The 23,563-nt window shown below is 63.9% G+C and carries 21 protein-coding genes, 2 tRNA genes and 3 rRNA genes; 13 read left to right on the top strand and 13 right to left on the bottom strand.

The window, feature by feature from the left end:
* Positions 1-4 precede the first annotated feature (4 nt).
* Complete coding sequence (locus AC1DTW_RS01260; RefSeq protein WP_477978286.1) at positions 5-1,156, bottom strand: hypothetical protein; 1,152 nt, start codon at positions 1,154-1,156, stop codon at positions 5-7.
* A 187-nt stretch (positions 1,157-1,343) separates the two neighbouring features.
* Positions 1,344-2,621, bottom strand: coding sequence for a CaiB/BaiF CoA transferase family protein (locus AC1DTW_RS01255; protein ID WP_477978284.1), 1,278 nt, complete (start codon positions 2,619-2,621; stop codon positions 1,344-1,346).
* Positions 2,622-2,674: 53 nt separating this feature from the next.
* On the opposite strand from AC1DTW_RS01255, the gene AC1DTW_RS01250 reads away from it, so the two are divergent.
* The 4 genes from AC1DTW_RS01250 to AC1DTW_RS01235 are packed head-to-tail and all read left to right on the top strand — an operon-like array spanning position 2,675 to position 5,178.
* Positions 2,675-3,199 carry a hypothetical protein gene (locus tag AC1DTW_RS01250; protein WP_477978283.1) on the top strand — a complete coding sequence of 175 codons (525 nt, stop codon included), beginning with the start codon at positions 2,675-2,677 and terminating at the stop codon, positions 3,197-3,199.
* A complete protein-coding gene (locus tag AC1DTW_RS01245; protein WP_477978281.1) occupies positions 3,196-4,470 on the top strand; it encodes an MFS transporter in 1,275 nt (424 codons plus the stop codon). Before AC1DTW_RS01250 ends, AC1DTW_RS01245 begins: the two co-directional genes overlap by 4 nt.
* A 20-nt stretch (positions 4,471-4,490) precedes the next feature.
* Complete coding sequence (locus tag AC1DTW_RS01240) at positions 4,491-4,940, top strand: PTS sugar transporter subunit IIA (protein ID WP_477978279.1); 450 nt, start codon at positions 4,491-4,493, stop codon at positions 4,938-4,940.
* Complete coding sequence (locus tag AC1DTW_RS01235; protein WP_477978277.1) at positions 4,909-5,178, top strand: HPr family phosphocarrier protein; 270 nt, start codon at positions 4,909-4,911, stop codon at positions 5,176-5,178. The genes AC1DTW_RS01240 and AC1DTW_RS01235 overlap by 32 nt, the downstream gene beginning before the upstream one ends.
* A gap of 12 nt (positions 5,179-5,190) precedes the next feature.
* On the opposite strand, the gene AC1DTW_RS01230 is transcribed toward AC1DTW_RS01235, so the two are convergent.
* The gene (locus tag AC1DTW_RS01230) at positions 5,191-6,039 is read right to left on the bottom strand and encodes a GNAT family N-acetyltransferase (RefSeq protein ID WP_477978275.1); all 849 of its coding nucleotides are present in this window, start codon (positions 6,037-6,039) and stop codon (positions 5,191-5,193) included.
* 136 nt (positions 6,040-6,175) lie between these two features.
* On the opposite strand from AC1DTW_RS01230, the gene ptsP reads away from it, so the two are divergent.
* The 6 genes from ptsP (at position 6,176) to rrf (ending at position 13,667) form a co-directional block, all read left to right on the top strand.
* Positions 6,176-7,975: a phosphoenolpyruvate--protein phosphotransferase gene (ptsP, locus tag AC1DTW_RS01225; protein ID WP_477978273.1), complete on the top strand. Its 1,800-nt coding sequence runs from the start codon at positions 6,176-6,178 to the stop codon at positions 7,973-7,975.
* 401 nt (positions 7,976-8,376) lie between these two features.
* Positions 8,377-9,907, top strand: a 16S ribosomal RNA gene (locus tag AC1DTW_RS01220).
* A gap of 123 nt (positions 9,908-10,030) precedes the next feature.
* Positions 10,031-10,107, top strand: a tRNA-Ile gene (locus AC1DTW_RS01215).
* 13 nt (positions 10,108-10,120) lie between these two features.
* Positions 10,121-10,196, top strand: a tRNA-Ala gene (locus AC1DTW_RS01210).
* 310 nt (positions 10,197-10,506) lie between these two features.
* Positions 10,507-13,386: ribosomal RNA gene (locus AC1DTW_RS01205) — 23S ribosomal RNA — on the top strand.
* Positions 13,387-13,554: 168 nt separating this feature from the next.
* A 5S ribosomal RNA gene (gene rrf / locus AC1DTW_RS01200) occupies positions 13,555-13,667 on the top strand.
* The 16S, 23S and 5S rRNA genes sit together here with 2 tRNA genes alongside, the layout of an rRNA operon.
* 230 nt (positions 13,668-13,897) lie before the next feature.
* On the opposite strand, the gene AC1DTW_RS01195 is transcribed toward rrf, so the two are convergent.
* Positions 13,898-14,623, bottom strand: a complete 726-nt coding sequence (locus AC1DTW_RS01195) for a DUF8198 family protein (protein WP_477978271.1) — start codon at positions 14,621-14,623, stop codon at positions 13,898-13,900.
* Positions 14,624-14,695: 72 nt separating this feature from the next.
* Between AC1DTW_RS01195 and AC1DTW_RS01190 the strand changes: the two genes are divergently transcribed.
* On the top strand, positions 14,696-15,589 hold the full coding sequence (locus AC1DTW_RS01190; RefSeq protein ID WP_477978269.1) for an esterase/lipase family protein: 894 nt from the start codon (positions 14,696-14,698) through the stop codon (positions 15,587-15,589).
* An 18-nt stretch (positions 15,590-15,607) separates the two neighbouring features.
* Here AC1DTW_RS01190 and phhA read toward each other — a convergent pair whose 3' ends face one another.
* From phhA to hppD, 3 genes are read right to left on the bottom strand one after another with little or no spacing between them, the layout of a single operon-like run.
* The gene (gene phhA / locus AC1DTW_RS01185) at positions 15,608-16,489 is read right to left on the bottom strand and encodes a phenylalanine 4-monooxygenase (protein WP_477978267.1); all 882 of its coding nucleotides are present in this window, start codon (positions 16,487-16,489) and stop codon (positions 15,608-15,610) included.
* Complete coding sequence (locus AC1DTW_RS01180) at positions 16,477-17,265, bottom strand: transporter substrate-binding domain-containing protein (protein WP_477978265.1); 789 nt, start codon at positions 17,263-17,265, stop codon at positions 16,477-16,479. Before AC1DTW_RS01180 ends, phhA begins: the two co-directional genes overlap by 13 nt.
* 20 nt (positions 17,266-17,285) lie before the next feature.
* A complete protein-coding gene (hppD, locus tag AC1DTW_RS01175; protein WP_477978263.1) occupies positions 17,286-18,410 on the bottom strand; it encodes a 4-hydroxyphenylpyruvate dioxygenase in 1,125 nt (374 codons plus the stop codon).
* 112 nt (positions 18,411-18,522) lie between these two features.
* Here hppD and AC1DTW_RS01170 point away from each other — a divergent pair, with 112 nt between their 5' ends.
* Positions 18,523-19,005, top strand: a complete 483-nt coding sequence (locus AC1DTW_RS01170; RefSeq protein WP_477978261.1) for an Lrp/AsnC family transcriptional regulator — start codon at positions 18,523-18,525, stop codon at positions 19,003-19,005.
* A 24-nt stretch (positions 19,006-19,029) separates the two neighbouring features.
* Here AC1DTW_RS01170 and AC1DTW_RS01165 read toward each other — a convergent pair whose 3' ends face one another.
* Positions 19,030-19,878: an HDOD domain-containing protein gene (locus AC1DTW_RS01165; RefSeq protein ID WP_477978259.1), complete on the bottom strand. Its 849-nt coding sequence runs from the start codon at positions 19,876-19,878 to the stop codon at positions 19,030-19,032.
* Positions 19,879-19,915: 37 nt separating this feature from the next.
* Positions 19,916-21,022: a DUF2855 family protein gene (locus AC1DTW_RS01160; protein WP_477978257.1), complete on the bottom strand. Its 1,107-nt coding sequence runs from the start codon at positions 21,020-21,022 to the stop codon at positions 19,916-19,918.
* A 72-nt stretch (positions 21,023-21,094) separates the two neighbouring features.
* Here AC1DTW_RS01160 and AC1DTW_RS01155 point away from each other — a divergent pair, with 72 nt between their 5' ends.
* Positions 21,095-21,949, top strand: a complete 855-nt coding sequence (locus AC1DTW_RS01155; RefSeq protein WP_477978255.1) for an aldo/keto reductase — start codon at positions 21,095-21,097, stop codon at positions 21,947-21,949.
* Between the two features lie 66 nt (positions 21,950-22,015).
* On the opposite strand, the gene AC1DTW_RS01150 is transcribed toward AC1DTW_RS01155, so the two are convergent.
* From AC1DTW_RS01150 to AC1DTW_RS01135, 4 genes are all read right to left on the bottom strand, one after another.
* Positions 22,016-22,279 carry a hypothetical protein gene (locus tag AC1DTW_RS01150; protein WP_477978253.1) on the bottom strand — a complete coding sequence of 88 codons (264 nt, stop codon included), beginning with the start codon at positions 22,277-22,279 and terminating at the stop codon, positions 22,016-22,018.
* 42 nt (positions 22,280-22,321) lie between these two features.
* On the bottom strand, positions 22,322-22,486 hold the full coding sequence (locus AC1DTW_RS01145) for a hypothetical protein (protein WP_477978251.1): 165 nt from the start codon (positions 22,484-22,486) through the stop codon (positions 22,322-22,324).
* A gap of 117 nt (positions 22,487-22,603) precedes the next feature.
* On the bottom strand, positions 22,604-22,903 hold the full coding sequence (locus tag AC1DTW_RS01140; protein ID WP_477978249.1) for a hypothetical protein: 300 nt from the start codon (positions 22,901-22,903) through the stop codon (positions 22,604-22,606).
* Entirely contained in the window at positions 22,900-23,487 is a 588-nt protein-coding gene (locus tag AC1DTW_RS01135; RefSeq protein WP_477978247.1) for a hypothetical protein, read from the bottom strand. Before AC1DTW_RS01135 ends, AC1DTW_RS01140 begins: the two co-directional genes overlap by 4 nt.
* Positions 23,488-23,563 lie beyond the last annotated feature (76 nt).

Genomic DNA, 23,563 nt, shown 5'->3' with positions numbered 1-23,563 from the left:
GAGCTCAGAGCGCCTTCGACAACTCGAACAACAGCGCCGACGGCAGCGAGCTGGCCAGCGCCTGGCGCCCGACACGCGCCATCGACGTGCCGCTGAAGCCCGACATCTCGAAGACCGTGCCTTCTTCGACGATCTCGATGAAGACGAAGTCGGGGACCTCTTTCGTGATCTCCTCGCGGAACAGCGCGAAGCGCTCGCCGGTCTGGATCGATTCGATGACCACCGCATGCGGCAGGCCCTCGCGGCAGAACGCGGCCGCCTCCTCGACCGAATTGGCGAAGTCGATGATCAGGCTCATCTGGCGCAGCGCATCGCGGATCTGCGCGCGCATTTCGCGCCGCGACGAGACCACCAGCACGTGGCTGCCGGCGAGCGGCTGCGAGTTCGTCGAGGGGGCGAAGCCATCGTTGATCTCCAGCGTGCTGACGCCTTCGATCGCGGTGCTCGCGGTGCGCGGGAACTCGAGCGTCAGCGTCGTCAGGTGGGCTTCGTCGCGGCGCTCGACGATCAGCCCCATCGTCCACGCGGTCTGCTCGAGCAGGCGCCAGGTCAGCGAATCCAGCCCGCGCGGCGCGGTCGCGCTGGCGCCGTCGACGAGCGCGTCGATCGGGCGATGCGCGAAGCGGCAGCTCAGGCGGGCGTGCGCGGGCCAGGTCTTGATGTCGATCGCGAAGTCGATCTGCGAATGCGCGTTCGCGAGCGCCCAGTCGACGGTCGTGTTCAGCACGCCGAACAGCAGCGAGGCATCGACGATCACTTCGGCCGGCTTCAGCGAAGGATTCACGCTGATGCCGCGCGCGGTGGTCTCGCGCGTGCGGTGAGCGATCACGCCGTTCAGCACGTCGGCCAATTGCAGCCGTTCGTGCGACTGACGCACCCGGCCGGAGGCGAAGCGCGTCAGCTGCTGGCCGACCATGCCGGCCTGGCGCGCCGCCTCGACCTCGTCGCGCAGTGCGCGCAGCCCCTGGCGATCGATCTTGCCGGTGCTGGTCAGCGTGTTGATGCGCTCGAGCGCCGCGGTCAGCGGCCCGGCGATCTCGGCGCCGATCTGCGCGACCAGGTCGTGCCAGCGCTCATCCTCGCCGGCCGAACCGTCGCCGGGCGGCGTGCGCGCCGCGGCACCTGGCCTGGCCGGAGTGTGGCGAATTTCTGACACGTGGTGCTCGCTTCCTGGATGGGTCGCCGAGCGGCCCGATCGGGGCCGGCTCTCAGGCGTTGCGGCGGAGTGTCCGCCCCGCCAGCACAGCGTGCCAGCGCCGGAGGCGCCGTTTCCCCGGACTCAGGGAGTGAAAAATTCACGTTTCGCGGTCCGCGAGCCGGCGCCCCGCCGCGCGGCCCGACCGTCAGATGGCTTTCGCGTCGCGCAGCGCAGCGATGTCGGCGGCGTCGAATCCGAACTCGCGCAGCAGCTCGTCGGTGTGTTCGCCCAGCAGCGGCGGCGGGCGGCGGTACTGGATCGGCGTCGCCGAGAACTTCATCGGGCTCGCGACCAGGCGCACGCTGCCGGCCAGTGGGTGCGGCATCTGCACCGTCATCTCGCGCTCGCGCACCTGGGGGTCGGCGAACACGTCGGCCAGGTCGTTGATCGGGCCGCAGGGCACTTTCGCGGCCTCGAGCGACGCGAGCCAGGCGGCCCGGGCGCGCGTCTTCATCAGCGCGGCGAGTTGCGGCACGAGCGTCGCGCGGTGGCGCACGCGGCCGGCGTTGCGGGCGAAGCGCGGGTCGGTCGCCAGATCGGGTGCGCCGATGACGGTGCAGAACTTCGCGAACTGGCCGTCGTTGCCGACCGCGACGATCATGTGCCCGTCGGCGACCTCGAAGACCTGGTACGGCACGATGTTCTGGTGCGCGTTGCCGACGCGCTGTGGCGCGATGCCGGTGGTCAGATAGTTCGCGCCCAGGTTCGCGAGCATCGCGACCTGCGTGTCGAGCAGCGCCATGTCGATCGCTTGGCCGACGCCGGTCAGGTCGCGGTGGCGCAGCGCGGCCAGGATCGCGGTCGTCGCGTACATGCCGGTGAACAGGTCGGCCACCGCAACACCGACCTTCTGCGGCCCGCCACCGCTCGCGTCGTCGGCGATCTCGGCGCGCGACGGGCCGGTCACGCTCATCAGCCCGCCCATGCCCTGGATCGCGTAGTCGTAGCCGGCGCGTTCGCGGTACGGGCCGGTCTGCCCGAAACCCGTGACCGAGCAGTAGACGAGGCGCGGATTCAGCACCTGCAGGCTCGCGAAGTCGAGGCCGTAGCGCGCCATGTCGCCGACCTTGTAGTTCTCGACGAAGACATCGCTCTGCAGCGCGATCTTGCGGATCAGCGCCTGGCCTTCGGGACGCGCGATGTCGACCGTGATCGAGCGCTTGTTGCGGTTCGTGCCAAGGTAGTAGGCAGCTTCGTGGGTGTCGGCGCCGGCGCCGTCCTTCAGGAACGGCGGGCCCCAGCCGCGGGTGTCGTCGCCGCCGATGCTGCCCTCGCTCGGCGGGCGTTCGACCTTGATCACGTCGGCGCCGAGATCGGCCAGCGTCTGTGTGCACCAAGGCCCGGCGAGCACACGCGAAAGGTCGAGCACGCGGATGCCGGCGAGCGGTAGCGCAGGCGTGGGGGGCGGCAAAGCGGTCGTCATGGCGGCGATTGTGGAGCAGACCCCCACGTTCGCCGCGCCGGGATAATGCCTTGATGACCCAGCCGACCAGCTCGATCGCGGCACTCGCCGCCCTGTGCCTGGCGGCCTGCGCGCCGGCGCTCGACTGGCGCGAATTCGTGCCCGAGGGCAGCGAGATCAGCGTCAGCTTTCCATGCCGTCCGGATCGCTTTGCACGCGCCGTCGTGCTGGCCGGGGCACGAACGCAGATGCAGATGCTGAGCTGCAACGCGGGTGACGCGACCTTCGCGCTCGCCTACGCCGACGTGGCCGACCCGGCGCAGCTCGGCGCGACTCTCGCCGAGTTGCGAGCGACCGCCGTCGGCAACGTCGGTGGCAGTGCGCCGCAAGCCGCGCCGCTGCAGGTCCGCGGCATGACGCCGAACGCGCAGAGCGGGCGCCTGTCGGTCACCGGCCGACTGCCCGACGGTGCCGCGATCCAGGAGCATGCGGCATTCTTCACGCGCGGGCTGCGGGTCTACCAGGCGACGGTGATTGGCGCATCGCCGGCGCCGCAAGCGGTCGAGGTCTTCGTCGCCGGGTTGAAGTTCCCGGGATGAGCGAGGCGCCGACGCTTCCCGGCGCGCAACCGCTCAGCGCCCGCACCGCGGTCGCGGTGTTCCTGATCTTCGCATTCAGCTACTTCATCTCGGCCCTGGCGCGCGGTGTGACCGCGACGCTGGCGCCGATCTTCACGACCGAACTGGGCCTGACTGCCGGTGACCTCGGCCTGCTGGCCGGCGCGTTCTTCCTCGGCTTCGCGACGACCCAACTGCCGCTGGGCACCGCCCTCGATCGCCATGGCCCGAAGCGCGTGCAGCTGGCGTTCCTGGCGGTGGCCGTGACCGGCAGTGCGGCGTTCGCGCTGGCGCACGATTTCCTCGGCCTTGCGGCGGCGCGCGCGCTGATCGGCGTCGGCGTCAGCGCCTGCCTGATGGCGCCGCTGACGGCGTTCCGACGCAGCTTCGACACGGTCGCGCAGCTGCGCGCGAATTCGTGGATGCTGATGTCGGGTTCGGTCGGCATGGTCGCGTCGACGCTGCCGGTGCAGTGGCTGCTGCCGCTGCTCGGCTGGCGCGGTCTGTTCTGGGCGATCGCCGGCTGGATGTTGCTGTCGATGCTGGCGATCGCGCGCTTTGTGCCGGCGGATGATTCCGCGTCGCGAACCGGCGCCAAGCCGCCGCCGCCCGGCGCCGCGGGCTACGGCGCGATCTGGCGCCATCCGACCTTCGTGCGGCTTGCACCGATGGGCTTCTTCCACTACGGCGGGTTGATCGCGGTGCAGTCGCTGTGGGCCGGGCCGTGGCTGGTCGAGGTCTGCGGCTGGACGGCACGGCAGGCCGCGCAGGGCCTGTTCGTCATCAACATCGCGATGCTGCTGAGCTTCATGGCCTGGGGCAGCGTGGTGCCGCGCCTGTATGCGCGCGGCTGGACCGCGCAGACACTGATCGCGCGCGGCGCGCCGCTGAGCCTCGCGGCCCTGGTGTTGGCGCTGATCCTCGGCCCACGCGCCAGCGCGTGGGTCTGGGTATTGTTCTGCGCGGGCTGCACAGTGGTCTCGCTGTCGCAGCCGGCCGTCGGTCTGGCGCTGCCGACGGCGCTCGCGGGCCGGGCGCTGTCGGCCTACAACCTGGTGATCTTTCTCGGCGTGTTCACGCTGCAATGGGGCATCGGGCTCGCGATCGACCTGCTGCGCGCCCGCGGATGGGAGACCTTGTCGGCGTACCGCGGCGGTTTTGCGTTATTGACAGCGTGCTGCCTCTTTTCGTATGTGTGGTTTTTGTGTCGGGCCGAGCCCATCGACGCCCCGAAACTCAATCAACCCGGCTGAACTGCCGATAATTTGTCGCCATGCCCGGATTGATGATCATTGCCCATGCACCACTGGCGTCCTCGCTGAAGGCGGTGGCCGAGCACACGTTCCCCGACTGCTCGCGCCTGCTCGAAGCGCTCGACGTATCGCCCGACACGCCGATCGAGGAGGTCGAGGCCCGCGCCCGTGAAATGCTCGCGCGGGTGCGCAACCCCGAAGCGCTGATCTTCACCGACGTGTTCGGCGCGACCCCCTGCAACATTGCCCAGCGCCTGGGAGACGGCACTCAGGTGCGCGTGATCGCCGGCGTCAACGTGCCGATGCTGTGGCGCTCGCTTTGCTATGCGACCGAGCCGCTCGAGGCCGTCGTGATGCGCGCGATGGCCGGCGCCACGCAGGGCGTGATGCAGGTCGCGACGTCGAAACCCCAGAACCAGACCCTCAAACCGGGCGGCAATGATCAAGCAAAGCATCACCATCAGCAATAAGCTGGGTCTTCACGCCCGCGCCTCGGCCAAGCTGACCAAGCTGGCCGGCAGTTTTCAGAGCGATGTGTTCATGACGCGCAACGACCGCCGCGTCAACGCAAAAAGCATCATGGGCGTGATGATGCTGGCCGCCGGCATCGGCAGCATCGTCGAGATCGAAGTGACCGGCGCCGACGAACGGGCTGCACTGGCCGCGCTGCTCGCGTTGATCGACGACAAGTTCGGCGAAGGGCAGTAGAGAGCCGCCGAATCAGGTGCCCAGAAAGTGCTTGCGGTAGCGTGACGGCAAATCCTCGATGCGCAGCAGCATCGGCAGGTCGGCGGTGTTGAAGTCCGGGTCCCACGCCGGTGCGCCCAGCACCTTGGCGCCGCAGCGCAGATAGCCCTTGATCAGCGCCGGCGGGTCGACCGGCAGGTTGTGCTGCAGTTCGTCGACCGGCAACGCCAGCCGCGGCGTGACCTGCCAGTGAATCGGCGCCAGGTGCGTCTGGCGCAGGCGAGTCCACAGGCTCGCCGCGAAGTGCCCGCCGTCGCGCATGCTGACGCTGGCGCAGCCGATCATCGTGTCCAGATCGTTGCGGTGCATGAACTCGGCCAGCGCGCCCCACAGCGCCAGGATCGCGCCGCCGGAGCGCCAGTCCGGATGAACGCAGGAGCGGCCGAGCTCGACCATGCGCGCGCGCAGCGGGCGCAGCCGGATCAGGTCGAACTCGTTGTCGCTGTAGAGGCAGCCGACGCGCCGCGCGTTTGCTGGCGTCAGCACGCGGTAGGTGCCGATCACCGGGCCGGGGTCGCCGTCGGCGCCCGGCGCGCGCACCAGGAGGTGCTCACAGAACGGATCGAACAGGTCGATATCGTGGCCGGCGGGCGCGCCGTGCGGCAGCGTCAGCCGCGCGCCCATTTCTTCGGCGAAGACGAGGTGTCTCAGCTGCTGGGCCTGGCGGACCTCTTCTTCGTCGCGCGCCCAGACCACATCGAAGCGAGGCGCGTCAGCAGCGGCGCCGGAGTCTGGCGGTCCGCGTCGATGAACTGACCTCCGCGGGCTGGCGCCGCCGACGAGATCGGCGAGCGGAAAGGTGGGCAGCGGCAGGTCTCGCATCGGGCACTCCGTGTCGGGTTCAGCCGAGATGCTCCGGCCTTGTGATGACGTGACCATGAAGCGCGCGTGACCGCGGCGTGAAAGTGGGGCAAATCCCGCATGCGGCGCCGGCGCGCGCGCTGCTAGCATCGACCGCATGAGCTTCCAGGTGTTCGGGTTGCCGGTGTCACGCGGGGTCGCGATCGGCCGCGCGGTGCTCGTCGCGTCGAGCCGCGTCGATGTGGCGCACTACTTCATCGACGAAGAGCGGGTCGAGTCCGAGGTGATGCGTCTGCGCGCTGCGCGCGACGCGGTCGCCACCGAGCTGAGCACCTTGCAGCGCGACCTGCCGCTCGAGGCGCCCGCTGAACTTTCAGCGCTGCTCGATGTGCACCTGATGCTGCTGCACGACGACACGCTGACCGGCGCCACCAAGCAGTGGATCCATGAGCGTCACTACAACGCCGAATGGGCACTGTCGGCGCAGCTCGAGGTCCTGGCGCGGCAGTTCGACGAGATGGAGGACGAATACCTGCGCGAACGCAAGGCCGATCTGGAGCAAGTCGTCGAGCGGCTACTGCGCGCGATGGCGCGCGGGCCGGCTTCGTCCTTTGCGCCGGCGCCGGGCGTGCGGCCGCGCGATTTTGCCGGCGAGGATCCGCTGGTGCTGGTCGCCAACGACATCGCGCCCGCCGACATGTTGCAGTTCAAGCGCAGTGTGTTCACCGGCTTCATTACCGATGTCGGCGGCAAGACCTCGCACACTGCGATCGTTGCGCGCAGCATGGACATCCCGGCCGTGGTCGGTGCGCGCGAGGCGAGCCGCATCATCCGGCAGGACGACTGGGTGGTGATCGACGGCGACGCCGGCATCGTGATCGTCGATCCTTCGCCGATCGTCCTCGAGGAGTACCGCTTCCGCCAGCGCCAGAGCGAGCTGAGCCGAGAACGGCTGTCGCGGTTGCGCCATACACCAGCGGTCACGCTCGATGGCGAGCGTGTCGAACTGCTGGCCAACATCGAGATGCCGAGCGACGCGGTCGCGGCGCTCGAAGCCGGTGCGGTCGGCGTCGGGCTGTTCCGCACCGAATTTCTGTTCATGAACCGCGAAGGCGAACTGCCGGGCGAGGACGAGCAGTTCGAAGCCTATCGAGCGGCCGTCGAGGCGATGAAGGGCCTGCCGGTGACGATCCGCACGGTGGACATCGGCGCCGACAAACCGCTGGACCGGATGTCGGCAAACGAATTGCGTCACGAGCACGCTTTGAACCCGGCGCTGGGTTTGCGGGCGATTCGCTGGAGCCTGTCGGAGCCGGCGATGTTCCGGCAGCAACTGCGCGCGATCCTGCGCGCGAGCGCTTACGGCAAGGTGCGCCTGCTGATCCCGATGGTGGCGCATCTGAGCGAGGTGCGGCACACGCTCGAGGCGCTGGCGCGTGCGCGGCAGCAACTGGGCGAGGCGGGCAAGGCGTTCGTCGACGTCGAAGTCGGCGCGATGATCGAGGTCCCGGCGGCGGCGCTGATGCTGCCGGCGTTTTTGCGCCATTTCGACTTCGTCTCGATCGGCACCAACGACCTCATTCAGTACACGCTGGCGATCGACCGCGCGGATGAGTCGGTCGCCCATCTGTATGACCCGTGGCACCCGGCAGTGCTCGGTCTGCTGTCGCGCGTGATCGCGCAGGCCCGTGCGGCCGGCAAGCACGTGAGCGTGTGCGGCGAGATGGCGGGCGACCCGGAGTTCACGCCATTGCTGCTGGCAATGGGTTTGCGCAGTCTGTCGATGCATCCGTCGCAGATCGCCTCGATCAAGCAGCGCGTGCTGCGCACCGATGCACGCCGCTGGGCGCAGCAGCTCGAGCGCGTGCTGTCCGCGGACGACCCTGAAAGCGAATGCCGGCAGGCTGCGCAGCTCCTCGTCACCCACGCGGACAAGGCTGTGGCAGCCGATTCTTGAAATCCTGAGCCGCAACCTGTTGACGCGCTCCGAAAGGATGCTATAGTCGTGGTCTTCGCTGATTGCAGCGGCTCAAAGCGAAAGCGGCGAGACAAAGCAAGCGGCAAAGAAAACGAGATAGTCGAGCAGTTGACAAGGTTATATAAAACATGTCAGAATCGCTCTCTCGGCTGATAACTGCAAAACAACGCAGCAGCAGATACTGGCGATAAGCCGGTAGGCGCCGAAAGGCCAGCTCTTTAAAAACTAACAGCCGATAAGTGTGGGCGTTTGAAGGCGAGTGCCAAGACGATCCGGGGAAGCCTGGAAAGTCGAGGTCTCATGGACCTTAAACGCTCACTGAAAATAGAATTTCATGCAAGTGAAGTTTCTATCAATTCTTTGAGTAATTTATCAAGATCGAACTGAAGAGTTTGATCCTGGCTCAGATTGAACGCTGGCGGCATGCCTTACACATGCAAGTCGAACGGCAGCACGGGAGCAATCCTGGTGGCGAGTGGCGAACGGGTGAGTAATATATCGGAACGTGCCCAGTAATGGGGGATAGCCCGGCGAAAGCCGGATTAATACCGCATACGACCTACGGGTGAAAGCGGGGGATCGCAAGACCTCGCGTTATTGGAGCGGCCGATATCAGATTAGCTTGTTGGCGGGGTAAAAGCCCACCAAGGCGACGATCTGTAGCTGGTCTGAGAGGACGACCAGCCACACTGGGACTGAGACACGGCCCAGACTCCTACGGGAGGCAGCAGTGGGGAATTTTGGACAATGGGCGCAAGCCTGATCCAGCCATGCCGCGTGTGGGAAGAAGGCCTTCGGGTTGTAAACCACTTTTGTCAGGGAAGAAACGGCTCTTACTAATATTAGGAGCTAATGACGGTACCTGAAGAATAAGCACCGGCTAACTACGTGCCAGCAGCCGCGGTAATACGTAGGGTGCAAGCGTTAATCGGAATTACTGGGCGTAAAGCGTGCGCAGGCGGCTTTGCAAGACAGATGTGAAATCCCCGGGCTCAACCTGGGAACTGCATTTGTGACTGCATGGCTAGAGTACGGTAGAGGGGGATGGAATTCCGCGTGTAGCAGTGAAATGCGTAGATATGCGGAGGAACACCGATGGCGAAGGCAATCCCCTGGACCTGTACTGACGCTCATGCACGAAAGCGTGGGGAGCAAACAGGATTAGATACCCTGGTAGTCCACGCCCTAAACGATGTCAACTGGTTGTTGGACGGCTTGCTGTTCAGTAACGAAGCTAACGCGTGAAGTTGACCGCCTGGGGAGTACGGCCGCAAGGTTGAAACTCAAAGGAATTGACGGGGACCCGCACAAGCGGTGGATGATGTGGTTTAATTCGATGCAACGCGAAAAACCTTACCTACCCTTGACATGTCTAGAAGTTTCCAGAGATGGATTCGTGCTCGAAAGAGAACTAGAACACAGGTGCTGCATGGCCGTCGTCAGCTCGTGTCGTGAGATGTTGGGTTAAGTCCCGCAACGAGCGCAACCCTTATCATTAGTTGCTACGCAAGGGCACTCTAATGAGACTGCCGGTGACAAACCGGAGGAAGGTGGGGATGACGTCAGGTCATCATGGCCCTTATGGGTAGGGCTACACACGTCATACAATGGCCGGTACAGAGGGCTGCCAACCCGCGAGGGGGAGCTAATCTCAGAAAACCGGTCGTAGTCCGGATCGCAGTCTGCAACTCGACTGCGTGAAGTCGGAATCGCTAGTAATCGCGGATCAGCTTGCCGCGGTGAATACGTTCCCGGGTCTTGTACACACCGCCCGTCACACCATGGGAGCGGGTTCTGCCAGAAGTAGTTAGCCTAACCGCAAGGAGGGCGATTACCACGGCAGGGTTCGTGACTGGGGTGAAGTCGTAACAAGGTAGCCGTATCGGAAGGTGCGGCTGGATCACCTCCTTTCTGGAAAATGCACTCAAATTTGAGCGCCCACTCTTATCGGCTGTAGTTGAACACAGCATGTGAACGTGAGCCGGCTGAGCGCCGTAAGGTCGTCGGACAATGCTTCACGAACCAAATAGTGAAGGGTCTGTAGCTCAGCTGGTTAGAGCACCGTCTTGATAAGGCGGGGGTCGTTGGTTCGAGTCCAACCAGACCCACCATCTTCACGATCGAGGGGGATTAGCTCAGCTGGGAGAGCACCTGCTTTGCAAGCAGGGGGTCGTCGGTTCGATCCCGTCATCCTCCACCATTCACATTCCAACCGATTGCTGAAGCAAGCAGCCCGCGCTGGCTGCTTGCTTCAGCGATTCGTCAGAATCGGCTGTTGTTCTTTAACAATTCGTAGAGTCGAAAATCAGAGTTGCCGGCAGATAACGCTTCATGGCGTTCCGTCCTGCCGGTGACATTTTTGATTGCGTCACCAAGAATTCAACTCGCGAAAGAAATTTCGAGAGCAATTGAAGAACGGCGTAACGCGTAATACTCATATTGATAGACGGTCATTGACAGTGCTTCGATGCTTGCTTCCAGCGAAAGCCGTGCAGGGGTCAAAGTTATAGGGTCAAGTGACTAAGTGCATGTGGTGGATGCCTTGGCGATTACAGGCGATGAAGGACGTGATAGCCTGCGATAAGCTTCGGGGAGCTGGCAAATTAGCTTTGATCCGGAGATTTCCGAATGGGGAAACCCACCCTTAGGGGTATCGCATGATGAATACATAGTCATGCGAGGCGAACCGGGTGAACTGAAACATCTCAGTAGCTCGAGGAAAAGACATCAACCGAGATTCCGAAAGTAGCGGCGAGCGAAATCGGAACAGCCTTGTACGTTTTAACCATCGACATATCAGAACGGAATGGAAAGTCCGGCCATAGCGGGTGATAGCCCCGTATGAAAAATGTTGGCGGCGGAACTAGGCGTACGACAAGTAGGGCGGGACACGTGACATCCTGTCTGAAGATGGGGGGACCATCCTCCAAGGCTAAATACTCGTAATCGACCGATAGTGAACTAGTACCGTGAGGGAAAGGCGAAAAGAACCCCGGGAGGGGAGTGAAATAGATCCTGAAACCGCATGCATACAAACAGTCGGAGCCTGGAAACGGGTGACGGCGTACCTTTTGTATAATGGGTCAGCGACTTACATTCAGTGGCAAGGTTAACCGAATAGGGAAGCCGTAGAGAAATCGAGTCCGAATAGGGCGTTCAGTCGCTGGGTGTAGACCCGAAACCAAGTGATCTATCCATGGCCAGGATGAAGGTGAGGTAACACTTACTGGAGGTCCGAACCGACTAGTGTTGCAAAACTAGCGGATGAGCTGTGGATAGGGGTGAAAGGCTAAACAAACTTGGAAATAGCTGGTTCTCTCCGAAAACTATTTAGGTAGTGCCTCAAGTATTACCATCGGGGGTAGAGCACTGTTATGGCTAGGGGGTCATGGCGACTTACCAAACCATTGCAAACTCCGAATACCGATGAGTACAGCTTGGGAGACAGTGCACCGGGTGCTAACGTCCGGACACAAGAGGGAAACAACCCAGACCGCCAGCTAAGGTCCCCAAAATTGGCTAAGTGGGAAACGAAGTGGGAAGGCTAAAACAGTCAGGATGTTGGCTTAGAAGCAGCCATCATTTAAAGAAAGCGTAATAGCTCACTGATCGAGTCGTCCTGCGCGGAAGATGTAACGGGGCTAAGCCAGTTACCGAAGCTGCGGATGTGCGCGCAAGCGTACGTGGTAGGAGAGCGTTCTGTAGGCCTGCGAAGGTGGCTTGTGAAGGCTGCTGGAGGTATCAGAAGTGCGAATGCTGACATGAGTAGCGTTAAAGGGGGTGAAAAGCCCCCTCGCCGAAAGCGCAAGGTTTCCTACGCAACGTTCATCGGCGTAGGGTGAGTCGGCCCCTAAGGCGAGGCAGAGATGCGTAGCTGATGGAAAACAGGTCAATATTCCTGTACCGATATGTAGTGCGATGTGGGGACGGAGAAGGTTAGCTCAGCCGGGTGTTGGATGTCCCGGTTCAAGCGTGTAGTCATACCCTTTAGGCAAATCCGGAGGGTTTAGATGAGGCGTGATAACGAGGAGGCTTGCCTCCGAAGTGAGTGATACCCTGCTTCCAGGAAAAGCCACTAAGCTTCAGCTACATACGACCGTACCGCAAACCGACACTGGTGCGCGAGATGAGTATTCTAAGGCGCTTGAGAGAACTCTGGAGAAGGAACTCGGCAAATTGACACCGTAACTTCGGAAGAAGGTGTGCCTTTAGTAGGTGATCCATTTACTTGGTGAGCCCAATGAGGCCGCAGAGAATCGGTGGCTGCAACTGTTTATTAAAAACACAGCACTCTGCAAAGACGAAAGTCGACGTATAGGGTGTGACGCCTGCCCGGTGCTGGAAGATTAAATGATGGGGTGCAAGCTCTTGACTGAAGTCCCAGTAAACGGCGGCCGTAACTATAACGGTCCTAAGGTAGCGAAATTCCTTGTCGGGTAAGTTCCGACCTGCACGAATGGCGTAATGATGGCCACACTGTCTCCTCCAGAGACTCAGCGAAGTTGAAATGTTTGTGATGATGCAATCTCCCCGCGGAAAGACGGAAAGACCCCATGAACCTTTACTGTAGCTTTACATTGGACTTTGAACAGATCTGTGTAGGATAGGTGGGAGGCTTTGAAGCGGTGCCGCTAGGTGTCGTGGAGCCAACGTTGAAATACCACCCTGGTGTGTTTGAGGTTCTAACCTTGGCCCGTTATCCGGGTTGGGGACAGTGTATGGTGGGCAGTTTGACTGGGGCGGTCTCCTCCCAAAGCGTAACGGAGGAGTTCGAAGGTACGCTAGCCACGGTCGGAAATCGTGGTGATAGTGCATTGGCATAAGCGTGCTTGACTGCGAGACTGACAAGTCGAGCAGGTACGAAAGTAGGACAAAGTGATCCGGTGGTTCTGTATGGAAGGGCCATCGCTCAACGGATAAAAGGTACTCTGGGGATAACAGGCTGATACCGCCCAAGAGTTCATATCGACGGCGGTGTTTGGCACCTCGATGTCGGCTCATCTCATCCTGGGGCTGTAGCCGGTCCCAAGGGTATGGCTGTTCGCCATTTAAAGAGGTACGTGAGCTGGGTTTAAAACGTCGTGAGACAGTTTGGTCCCTATCTTCCGTGGGCGCTGCAAGATTGAGAGAGCCTGCTCCTAGTACGAGAGGACCGGAGTGGACGCACCTCTGGTGTATCGGTTGTCACGCCAGTGGCATTGCCGAGTAGCTAAGTGCGGAAGAGATAACCGCTGAAAGCATCTAAGCGGGAAACTCGTCTCAAGATGAGTCTTGCCGGGGCCTTGAGCCCCCTGAAGGGTCGTTCGAGACCAGGACGTTGATAGGCTGGGTGTGGAAGCGCAGTAATGCGTTAAGCTAACCAGTACTAATTGCCCGTGAGGCTTGACCCTATAACTTTGACTAGACCGTCAAATATAGGATTACATGTTATGCCGATCTTCATTGAATTCGGTACGCAATCAAAAATCTGATTCTTGTCTGTATTAATACAGACAAGCGACTCTGCGAATTGACCGTCTTGCTCGTTCAATAAGAACGCAAGATGGTGACCGGTTAAGCCTGATGACCATAGCGAGGTGGTCCCACTCCTTCCCATCCCGAACAGGACAGTGAAACGCCTCAGCGCCGATGATAGTGCGGGTTCCCGTGTGAAAGTAGGACATTGTCAGGCTACTATTAGAGAAGCCCTCGTCGAAAGACGAGGGCTTTTCGCTTTTCAGAACCGCACTGGCCATTCGAATATCGATGATCGAGTTGCCGTCTATTGCAGTCGCGCGCGACGCGGCGAGTTCGTCTAGCAGCGATACGCACCAGCTCCGCTGCGGTTGATCGAAAATGCAATATGCTCCTTTTGGAGCAGGCGGCTGCTTCGAGCCACGCTGTGGCGGATTCTGCCGATGCTCAGGGCAAACGGGCCAGGGCGATCTGCATCGATGGATCGCTCGGCCCGGTTACGGCCGCGTCAAAGAGGGAAGAAGCGAGCGCACGCTCACGCTCGCTGACAATCGCGATGAACTCCTGAGCCCCTTGCATAGCTCGAAAGGTGTCGAAACCGCTCTCGAGAAAGCGCTGAAGCTCGGCCAACCCGGCGGCGCGCGCGGGACCACGCATCAGCCGCAGGCTGTTGCGCACGAGCACGCGGCGGGTGAAGCGATCGAGCCGGCCTGCGACATCCAGCGTCAGCGCGACCTGTGCGTCACGTTGCGCCATCCGCCCGGTCGCTTGCCAGGCGACGACGTAGTCGATGCCCGCAATCGCCTGCCCTTCGAGTTGCTCGGCCATCACGGTGTCGAGCGTCTCCGAAAGTGCGTGCAGTTCCGCCAACGCGGCCACGGTGTCGACAATCTCGCTCGGAAACAAGCGCACGAGCGCCGGCACCACGCGCGCGAACTGCGCATCCCGCCGCGTGAAGTCGCTGGGTCCATACAGCTCGTTCAGAAAGAAGCGCGATGCGGCGCCATAGCGGGGACTGTCCAGCAGATCCGCATAGGTGTGCGAGAACCGCCGCTGCTGGTAGCGCTTCAGCGCGACGACCTTCCCGTCCAGCCCGGCGACTGCCGCGCGGCGGTCGCGCTCGTTGTCGACGGTCGTCAGATGCGCGAGGATCTTGACGGCGGTGGTCGACATGCGGGCGGCGTTCGGGCGATGCGCCTACTGTACCCAGCCCGGGCGTCGCAAGGCCGCTGATAGCATGACCGGATGCTTGCGCGCCTGCAGAAGTTCATCGCGATCTCACTCGTCTTCTGCGCCGTCGCGTGGGCCACCTGCTTCGTCGCATTCGGCCATCCGCTGTGGGCGGGGCTGGGCGCGTCCCTGATCTTGCTCGGCTACGCCCTTTTTCTCGGCGCCGAGTTCGTGCTCCTTCACTTTGTGCAGAAGGGCGACGTCGCGCCGCGACCGTCGGCGAGCCAGCTCGTTCGCGCCTGGTTCAACGAGGCGATCACAGCGCCTCGCGTCTTTCTCTGGCGCCAGCCGTTTCGCTCGAACGTCGAGCCTGACCACCTGCCCGAGCGGCCCGATGGCCGACGCGGCGTTCTGCTAGTGCACGGCTTCGTCTGCAACCGCGGGCTGTGGAATCCATGGATGCGCGAACTTCGCGCGCGCGGGATTCCGTTCGTCGCGATCAACCTGGAGCCGGTGTTCGGATCGATCGACCGGTACGCCGAGCGCATCGACGCTGCAGTCGCGCGGATCGAGTCGGCGACCGGGATGCCGGCGGTGCTCGTCGGCCACAGCATGGGTGGCGTCGCGATTCGCGCGTGGCTGGCGCGCTTCGACGCGCATGCGCGCGTTCACCGCGCGATCACGATCGGTAGCCCGCACCAGGGGACATGGCTTGCGCGCTTCGGCCACACGATCAACGGTCGGGAGATGCGGCTCGAGAACCCGTGGCTCGCGAAGCTCGCGACCGGCGAGACCGCCAAGCACTACGAGCGCTTCTCCTGCTTCTTCGGACACTGCGACAACATCGTGTTCCCGGCCGCCTCGGGCATGTTGCCGGGGGCGCAGAACATCCACCTGCCAGGCACGGCCCATGTTCACATGGCGTTTCACCCGCAGGTGTTCGACGAAGTTTGTCGCTGGCTCCGTTGAGGGGCGACGGTCGTCGCGTCAGAACACGCGGTCGGTCGGCAGCCGCTGTTCGGCGCCGAGTTCGCCGTTCCACGCCACGCGTTCGTAGACCGGCGCAAAGTCGGGTGCGGTCGCGTCGATCAGCTGGCTGAACGAATCGATCACGAAATATGTCGACTGATAGCTGTCGATCTTGTAGCGTGTGCGCATGATGCGTTCGAGATCGAAGCCGAGCCGCTGCGGGGCGGCGCTCGTGATGCTGTGGCGCAATTCGCCAGCCGATGACAGGATGCCCGCGCCATACGCGCGCAACCCAGTGTCGGTTGCGATCAAACCGAACTCGACCGTGTACCAATAGAGCCGCGCCAGGTACTCGCACGACCCCAGCCGGCTTGCCTTCAATCCGCCGGCGCCGTAGGCCTGCATGTAGTCGGCGAACATCGGCTCGAACAGCAGCGGCACATGGCCGAACAAGTCGTGGAACACGTCGGGCTCGACGACGTAGTCGAATTCTTCGGGCTTGCGAATCCAGCCGGTGACCGGAAAGCGGCGCTCGCTCAGCAGCGCGAAGAACGCCTCTTCCGGAATCAGCCCTGGCACCGCGACCACTTCCCACTTCGTAGCGCGATAGAGCTCCTCGCTCAATGCGTCGAAACGAGGGATTTCCGTCGGTGCACCCAGGCGCGGCAGCGCGCCGATGAACTCCTGGCACGCGAGGCCGGGCAGCTGCGCGGCTTGGCGCTCGTACAGGCGTCGGTACAAGGCGTGGTCGGCGGCGCTGTACGCGTCCCAGTCCTGCTCGCAGGTGTAGTCGCTGCGCGCGCCGGCATAGTCGCCGCGCGGCACGCGATCGCCCTGGCCGTAGGTAACCGGGGCGGCGCCGCGGTTCACCGCCTTGTCGAGCACGCCTACTTCAGCCATTTGTCCACCGTGCGCTGGTAATCGCCGTTCGCTTTCGCGAGGTGCAGCCACTGATCGACGAAGGACTTCATCACCGCGTCGCCGCGCGGCAGCAGCCACGCCATCTCGCCGTATTGCAGCGGCTTGTCGGGATTGATCGCGCACAGGCCCGGCTTGAGCTTCTGCTGCGTCAGTGCCTCGGCCGCCTCGGTGACGAACACGTCGGCGCGCTTGGCGAGGATCTCGTCGAAGATGGTCAGGTTTTCGGGGTGGATCGTCAGTTGCGCGGTTTTGAAGTTCGCTTTCGCGAAGCGCTCATTGCTGCCACCCGGATTCGCGATCACACGCACGCCGGCCTTGTCGATGTCGGTCACATTCTGGAACCGCGAGACGTCTTCGCAGCGCGCGATCGGCGTCTTGCCGTTGACCATGTACGCGCTGCTGAAGAACGCCTTCTTCTGACGTTCGAGGCTCACCGAGATACCACCGATCGCGATCTCGCATTTGGCCGCGCTGAAGTCGGGCAGCAGATTCGCCCAACTGGTCTTGACGATCTCGAGCTTCGCGCCCATCGCGGTGGCGAGCGAGTTCGCGAGCTCGATGTCGATGCCCTCGTACGTGCCGTCGGTGCGCAGGAAGCTGAACGGCTTGTAGTCGCCCGGCGTACAGGCGCGCAGCACGCCCTTCTTCATCACCGCATCGAGGGTCGATTCGGCGCCGACCGTCTGGGCCGGGCTCGCAAGGCTGCAGGCGGCCAGCGCGATGGCGGTGGCGAAGCGGAAACAGGTCAGCGTCATGGTCACTCCGTGGGGCAGGTTCATCGAACGCCAGATTCTGGCTCGGCCTTCAACACGCCGCGCCGCACCTGGTCGAGCTCGATGCTCTCAAACAATGCCCGGAAGTTGCCCTCGCCGAAACCCTGATCGCCCTTGCGCTGGATGATCTCGAAGAAGATCGGGCCGATCACCGTCTGCGTGAAGATCTGCAGCAGCAGTTCGTTTGGCGCGCCGAGGTGGGTCGCGCCGTCGATCAGGATGCGCAGGCGCTTGAGCTCGTCGAGGTTCTCGCCGTGGTTCGGGAGGCGCCGGTTCACGAGGTCGTAGTAGGTGGCGATCGTGTCCTGGAACTTGACGCCTTGCGTCCTCATACCGTCGATGGTCGTGTAGATGTCGTCGGTGCCCATCGCGATGTGTTGGATGCCTTCGCCGTGGTACAGGTCGAGGTATTCGGCGATCTGGCTCTTGTCGTCCGAGCTCTCGTTGATCGGGATGCGAATCTTCCCGCACGGGCTCGTCATCGCCTTGCTCTTCAGGCCGGTCAGCTGGCCTTCGATGTCGAAGTAGCGCACCTCGCGGAAGTTGAACAGGCGCTCGTAGAAGTCGGCCCATTCCTTCATGCGGCCGCGGTGCACGTTGTGCGTCAGGTGGTCGATGTAGGTCAGGCCGTTGCCCTCCGGATTGGCCGGCGCCCCCTCGATCGGCACGAAGTCGACGTCGTAGATGCTGATGTTGCCGATGGCGCCCGCGGCCGCACCGTCCTTGCCGTGCCAGCGGTCGACGAAGTAGATCAGGCTGTCACCGATGCCCTTGATCGCCGGAATGTTCAGCTCCATCGGACCGGTGTGGTTGTCGAAGCCCCAGGCGCCGAGTTCGAGGGCGCGCTCGTAGGCCTGCTTCGCATCCTTCACGCGAAATGCCATCGCACAGACGCTCGGCCCGTGCTGGCGCGCGAAACGCTGCGCGAACGAGTTCGGCTCGGCGTTGATGATGAAGTTGACCTCGCCCTGGCGGTACAGCGTCACGCTCTTGGTGCGGTGCTTGGCGATGGCCGTGAAGCCCATCGTGCGGAAGAGGTCGCCGAGCGCGGCCGGGTCGGGCGCCGCGTACTCGACGAACTCGAAGCCGTCGGTGCCCATCGGATTTTCCCAGGGGATGAATTGCATGCTCGCGCTCCTTGCAGTCGATCCGAGACTGTAGATTCGTCGGCTCGCAGGTTTGTTGCAAGTTCAGGCTCGTTTTGACTGGCATGCGCATGAAAGATGCAAAATACAGTTAATGGAAACTGCAGAACAGCTGGATGCGATCGATCGACGCATTCTTCGGGCGTTGCAAGCCGACGGCCGGATGATCTATGACACACTCGCCGCGCAGGTCAGCCTGTCGCCGTCGGCCGCGTTGCGGCGCGTCAAGCGGCTCGAGGAATCGGGCGTCATCAAGGGCTATGTCGCGCTGGTCGCGCCGGAGCGTGTCGGCCTCGGCCTCACGGCCTACCTGAACGTGCGGCTCGAGAAGCATTCGGAAGTGCACAAGCGCAACCCGATGGACCTGTTCCGCGCCGCGGTGCAGACCTGGCCCGAGGTGGTCGAGTGCGCCGCGCTGACTGGCGAGATGGACTACCTGCTGCGCGTCGTCGTGCAAGACATGGCGCATTACTCACGCTTCATCATGGACACGCTGCTGAAGCACCCGAGCGTCGAAGACTGCAAGACCAGCTTTGTGCTCGACCGGGTCAAGAACACGACCGCGATGCCGGTCTGAGAAGCGATACGTGCCGATGCAGCGTCAGATCTCGCGCACCAGTTGCAGCGTGGCGGTCTGCGAGAGGTTCAACAACGTCGCGATGTCGTTCACGTCGTCCGGGATCGCCGGGTTGTCCCAGCCCTGCGCGGTGTGGCGCGCAAGGCGCAGCGCCAGCGTCACGCTTTGCACGCTGGGGCTGTCCGCGTGGCGATCGTCGCTGATGCGGATCAGCAGTTCCGGCAGGCGCCAGGCCTTCATCAGCGCCTGCTGCAGATCGGCCAGCTCGATGCCGAGCACGGCCCGCTGGGCGGCGCTCGAGCGCAGCGCCGGATCGGCGCGCTGGGCAAGGCGGATGCGCAGCGCCAGCACCGGTGCATGGCACCACAGCAGCATCTCGGCAAAGTCGTGCAGCAGAGCGGCGGCATGGATCACCGCGGCGTCGTGGTCCATCCGGTGCACCGCGAAACCGAGCGCGAAGTTCGCGCCGCGATGCGCGCGGCTCAGCGTGTCGGTCAGGCCGTCCAGCGCCTCGGGCATGTCGGCGAGCCGATCCTCGATCGTCGGCTGTGCACCGAACGCGGCGAAGAACGGCGAGATGCCCATCATCACCAGCGCCGAGGTCACGGTCTCGACATCGGTGACGACCCGTGCACTGCGATGGGCGCAGGCATAGGCCAGCACCTTGAGCGTCATCAGCGGGTCGCCCGCGATCATCTCGCCGATGCCATTCGCATCGACGCTGTCTTCGTTCGCGCGCAGCGCTTCGAGCGCGTCGGCGGTGTGCGCGAGCACCGGGATCTCGGCGCTGTGGAAGTGCGCCGTCCAGGCAGCCAAGTCACGCAGCGGCTGTGTCAGCTGCGGTGGCGGCAGGCCATGGTCGGTCATCGGCATGACACGATATCGGCGCGATGGGTGTCTGGCTTGAGCGTCAGCCTGGCGGGCCGATCGACAGCACGTGGCCCTCGGCGGGATTCACGCGGCCCCCGAGCAACTCGGCATAGGTGGCCTCGATCGCCGCCCGTCCGTGATCGTGCACGACGCGCAGCCACGGGCGCTGCGCCGCTGTCACCGGCCGCATGAAGGCGGTCCAGGCCTCGGCGATGCGCTGCTGCAGCCCCGCCGGGCCCCAGTCGGCGTTGCGCTTCTTGATCTGCGCTGGTGCGAAGAACAGCGTCGGCTTCGGCCCGGGCAGGCCCTTGCCGCTGCCGAGCTCGTCCCAGTGCGTGCCGCCGACCGAACAGCTGTACATCAGCTGTTCACCGAAGCGCTGGTGGACGCGTGCGCGCAACTCGGCGCTGCCGCTGAAGTCGACGTACACGGTTGGCGCGTCGGCCGGCAATGTGTCGATCGCGTCGTAGGCCAACACCGCGTCGTAGCAGCCCAGCGATCGCGTGAACGCCAGGTTCGGCGGCGAGGTCAGGCCGACGACCCTCGTGCCACCTGCGCCGCGCCGCTGCGCCAGGCAGAACGCGGTGCCATAGGCGGTCTTGCTCGACGCGCTCGACAGGATCACCGCATCGGCGTCGAAGAAGCCGTTGTCGGCCAGAAAATCGTCGATCAGGAACGAGGTAGCGAACAGCGGCCGCAACAGCGCCTGTTCGGCCTCACGAGCCGGCGCGTAGCCGGGGTCGGTGCTGCAGCGCAGGTAGTGGTTGTAGACCGGGTGCAGCTCGCGGCGGTGTTCCGCGCCATCGGAGAAACCAGTGGTATTGATGCGCGTGGGCTGCAGCACGACATCGCTGGCGATCGGAAAGTAGCCGTAGAAGCGCTCGCCGACCGCCACGCCTTCGCAGCGCGACTCCGTCACGTTCGCGAAGCCCCACACCGGGATGCAGCCGGTCACGGCGTCGCCGGTCGGGAAGAAGCCCCAGTAGTTCATCGCGTCGCCGAACGCTGCGTAGGTGATGTTGTTGGCGGTCAGCGCGAAGGTGTCGATCGCCAGGTGCACGGCGCCGTCCGGCAGCGGCCCCGGGTCGGTCTCGATCCAGCGCGTCGCGCTCAGGTTGCGTCGGTCGACGACGAAGGTCTGGGTCATCGGTCTTGTCTCCGGACTCGGCGCGATGCAAGCCTGCGCTCTACCATCGAGTATCGCGTTTTCGGAGCCGCCATGAACACGGTCGCACTGCCAGACGGAACCTCGCTGCCTTCTCTCGGCCTGGGTACCTGGCACCTGGGCGAGTCGGCGCGCAACCGCGCGCTCGAGATCGCGGCGGTGCGCCTGGCGATCGAGATCGGCTATCGCGTGATCGACACCGCCGAGATGTACGGCGAGGGCGGCGCCGAGGAGGTCATCGGCCAGGCGGTGGCCGAGGCCATGCGCGCTGGCACGGCGACGCGCGAACAGCTCTTCATCGTCAGCAAGGTCTACCCGCACAACGCGAGTCGCAGCGGCACCGTGGCGGCCTGCGAGCGCAGCCGACGGCGCCTCGGACTCGACCATATCGATCTGTACCTGCTGCACTGGCCCGGGCCGCATCCGCTGCGCGAGACGCTCGCCGGCTTCGAGGCGCTGCAGGCCGAAGGCCGGATCCTGCATTGGGGTGTCAGCAACTTCGACACCGACGAGATGCGCGCACTCGGCCGCATCGCAGGCGGCAAACGCTGCACCGCGAACCAGGTGTACTACTCGCTCAGCGCGCGCGGCGCCGAGTTCGACTTGCTGCCGTGGCAGCGCGAACGCTCGATGCCGCTGATGGCATATTGCCCGCTCGACCAGGGCGGGTTGGCGAACCAGGCGGTGCTGCGACAGATCGGCGCACGGCACGGCGCGTCGGCGTCGCAGGTCGCGCTCGCGGCGCTGATGGCCGAGCCCGGCGTGATGGTGATTCCGAAGGCGCTGCGCGAAGTGCATCTGCGCGAGAACTTCGCGGCCGGCGAACTCGCGCTCAGTGCTGCCGATCTCGGGGAGATCGCGCAACGCTTTCCGGCGCCGCGCCGCAAGATGGCGCTGGCGATGCGTTGAGCAACGACACCCGGAAAGAAAGTGCGGCGCACCGGACGACCCCCGGTGCGCCGCATCGGCGCGCGTTCACAGGCGCTGCACGCCGCTGACCCAGCCGACGAATTGGCCGTCCAGGTACAAGGCGCCTTCGGGCGCTCCGGCTTCCGCATAGAACTCGAGTTGCGGCGCCGGCCGCCCGGGGCATCCGGTCGGCTGCGCCAGACGGCGCGACCAGCGCGCCAGCGCTGCACTCGCGACGCGCAGGCTCACGGCGGCCACGCGCAACGCGGCTTCACGGGCGGGCCGCGGTGCTTCGACGAAGCCGGCGCGGGGATATTTGAGGCTCGACATGGTGTTGTCCTTCAAGGCTGGCGCGGGTCGACCGCGCGTGTGTCATGGGCTGTGCCGTTGTTTCATCTGGTCCAGTTCGCGCTTCAGCGAACGCCCGGCTTGCTGTCGCATCGAGCCGCCACCGGGTCGGTGACTGCCGGCACGGCGAAACTGCGCGTGGGCGATGAACGGATTGCGAGGCTTGCGGTGATTGACGGTGATCTTCATGAACGTTCTCCAGGTTGCCGACCGAGAAAGTGAAAGAGGCGAGACAGAAAACAAGACGGCCCGGGGGCAAGAGCGCAACCCGGGCCGTGTGACGACTGAAGCGTCGCGTGCGACGTTTCAGCGTGGCGGTGATCCTGGCCGTGCTGCGTGAGCGCCGGTGACCGACTCGAACTGCACCTTGAGCGACGCCGCGGCGCCCGGCGCGGTGCGCAGGGCCAGGGCAACGATCGGTGCATTGACGAGGGTCATGAAAGGTCGGTGAGGTTGATCGAGGGGCTCGTTGCGGCGAACATCTTGGCCTACAACTTGCGCAAATGATAAACCTTTGATTATCTTGCGCAAGGGGTATTGCGCAAGTTTCTTCAAGGGGTGTTGCAAAAGGAGCCCGCACGGATCGGCGTCCGGGCGGTCGGTCAACGCTTGGGCTTGAGCGGCTTCACCGCCGCCCGGGTCTTGCTCCACAGATCGCGGCCGTCGTCGGCGGGCGCGGCCGGGCGCGTCGCGCCGGGCTTCGCGGCGGTCGCCGGGCCCGGTGTCAGCACCTCGCCGAGCAGATCGAGCAGGCGCGCGCGGGCGCGCTGCGGGTGGCGCCGGTAGTAGGTCAGCACCAGGCCGACGATGAAGCGCTCGTCGTCGTCCTGCGGCACGTTGCGCTGGCTGTCGTCGTCTTTCGCAGTGGGCGCCGCCGCGCGCGAAGGAGCGGCGGGCTGCGATGTATTGGCGGCCCACTCGTGCGGGCCGTGCGGCTGGTCCATCCAGCCCGTGGGCTTCTTGCACAGCTGCTCGAACTGCCGCGCGAGGCGCTCACCGATCTGGCGCGAACGGCCCTTGATCTGGCTCCAGTAGCTCGGCTGGATCTGCAGCCGCTCGGCGAAACGGCCTTCGAGGCCGCGCAGCGTTGCCGCATCGGCGTGCTTGACGGTCGCGTGGACGAACTCGTCGAAGAGGATCAGGGCGTTCGCGAGGCGAATCTGTGCGACATCGCGCGGGCCGGAATTCATGTCGCAGATGATAAAGCGGCGTTGTGCTGGCGAAGCGGCTCGGCGACCCGCCGATCGCGACGCCTTCGAGGGAAAA

The sequence above is a fragment of the Rhizobacter sp. P5_A1 genome, assembly GCF_056400745.1.
Note: the sequence above shows the minus strand (reverse complement) of the source record. Positions and strands in the feature narration are given on the sequence as shown.

Excerpts from the sequence above, each read along its gene's own strand:
- AC1DTW_RS01145 (WP_477978251.1), bottom strand. The coding sequence starts at position 22,486 with ATGAAGATCACCGTCAATCACCGCAAGCCTCGCAATCCGTTCATCGCC.
- AC1DTW_RS01190 (WP_477978269.1), top strand. The coding sequence starts at position 14,696 with ATGCTTGCGCGCCTGCAGAAGTTCATCGCGATCTCACTCGTCTTCTGC.
- AC1DTW_RS01245 (WP_477978281.1), top strand. The coding sequence starts at position 3,196 with ATGAGCGAGGCGCCGACGCTTCCCGGCGCGCAACCGCTCAGCGCCCGC.
- AC1DTW_RS01250 (WP_477978283.1), top strand. The coding sequence starts at position 2,675 with ATGACCCAGCCGACCAGCTCGATCGCGGCACTCGCCGCCCTGTGCCTG.
- AC1DTW_RS01235 (WP_477978277.1), top strand. The coding sequence starts at position 4,909 with ATGATCAAGCAAAGCATCACCATCAGCAATAAGCTGGGTCTTCACGCC.
- AC1DTW_RS01155 (WP_477978255.1), top strand. The coding sequence starts at position 21,095 with ATGAACACGGTCGCACTGCCAGACGGAACCTCGCTGCCTTCTCTCGGC.
- AC1DTW_RS01240 (WP_477978279.1), top strand. The coding sequence starts at position 4,491 with ATGCCCGGATTGATGATCATTGCCCATGCACCACTGGCGTCCTCGCTG.
- phhA (WP_477978267.1), bottom strand. The coding sequence starts at position 16,489 with ATGGCTGAAGTAGGCGTGCTCGACAAGGCGGTGAACCGCGGCGCCGCC.
- AC1DTW_RS01170 (WP_477978261.1), top strand. The coding sequence starts at position 18,523 with ATGGAAACTGCAGAACAGCTGGATGCGATCGATCGACGCATTCTTCGG.
- AC1DTW_RS01150 (WP_477978253.1), bottom strand. The coding sequence starts at position 22,279 with ATGTCGAGCCTCAAATATCCCCGCGCCGGCTTCGTCGAAGCACCGCGG.
- AC1DTW_RS01195 (WP_477978271.1), bottom strand. The coding sequence starts at position 14,623 with ATGTCGACCACCGCCGTCAAGATCCTCGCGCATCTGACGACCGTCGAC.
- AC1DTW_RS01180 (WP_477978265.1), bottom strand. The coding sequence starts at position 17,265 with ATGACGCTGACCTGTTTCCGCTTCGCCACCGCCATCGCGCTGGCCGCC.
- AC1DTW_RS01135 (WP_477978247.1), bottom strand. The coding sequence starts at position 23,487 with ATGAATTCCGGCCCGCGCGATGTCGCACAGATTCGCCTCGCGAACGCC.
- hppD (WP_477978263.1), bottom strand. The coding sequence starts at position 18,410 with ATGCAATTCATCCCCTGGGAAAATCCGATGGGCACCGACGGCTTCGAG.
- AC1DTW_RS01165 (WP_477978259.1), bottom strand. The coding sequence starts at position 19,878 with ATGCCGATGACCGACCATGGCCTGCCGCCACCGCAGCTGACACAGCCG.
- ptsP (WP_477978273.1), top strand. The coding sequence starts at position 6,176 with ATGAGCTTCCAGGTGTTCGGGTTGCCGGTGTCACGCGGGGTCGCGATC.
- AC1DTW_RS01230 (WP_477978275.1), bottom strand. The coding sequence starts at position 6,039 with ATGCGAGACCTGCCGCTGCCCACCTTTCCGCTCGCCGATCTCGTCGGC.
- AC1DTW_RS01160 (WP_477978257.1), bottom strand. The coding sequence starts at position 21,022 with ATGACCCAGACCTTCGTCGTCGACCGACGCAACCTGAGCGCGACGCGC.
- AC1DTW_RS01255 (WP_477978284.1), bottom strand. The coding sequence starts at position 2,621 with ATGACGACCGCTTTGCCGCCCCCCACGCCTGCGCTACCGCTCGCCGGC.